Genomic DNA, 411 nt, shown 5'->3' with positions numbered 1-411 from the left:
ACTGATACCTGTGGCTATGGCTTCCCGCTGCTGAATTTCAACGAGGTAGTCTTTACCACCGCTTGCTATCTTACGCAGCGCATCAAGCTCTTCATTGATACCGGCAGCTATCACATTACCTTTTGATGCAGCTACCGGAGGATTTTCATTGAGTTCCTTTACGATCTTTTCTAAAATATATTTACAGGGGTTGAGTGAGTCTCCAAGCCGCTTTAAATATTCATTTGACGAGCTTTCACAGATCTCTTTTATAAAAGCAGTTTGTTGCAACCCTTTTGCGATCTGTAATACTTCTCTTGGATTAACTTTTTTCAGCGGAACTTTACTAACCAGCCTTTCCACATCACCTGCCTGTTTTATATGCTGTGTTATTTTATTGCGAAGTTCTGTTTCCTTAATTAAATATTCTAC

The 411-nt window shown here is 39.7% G+C and carries 1 protein-coding gene; it reads right to left on the bottom strand.

Translation table 11 applies throughout. The annotated features are described in order from the left end of the window. The coding region (locus I6F37_RS42275) for a hypothetical protein (RefSeq protein ID WP_225154716.1) at nt 1-411 on the bottom strand (411 nt) is incomplete at both ends.

This window comes from Bradyrhizobium sp. NBAIM08 (assembly GCF_020193935.1).
In the GTDB taxonomy this organism is placed as follows: domain Bacteria; phylum Pseudomonadota; class Alphaproteobacteria; order Rhizobiales; family Xanthobacteraceae; genus Bradyrhizobium; species Bradyrhizobium yuanmingense.
The sequence above is the reverse complement of the archived record's forward strand: the minus strand, read 5'-3'. Positions and strand labels throughout refer to the sequence as shown.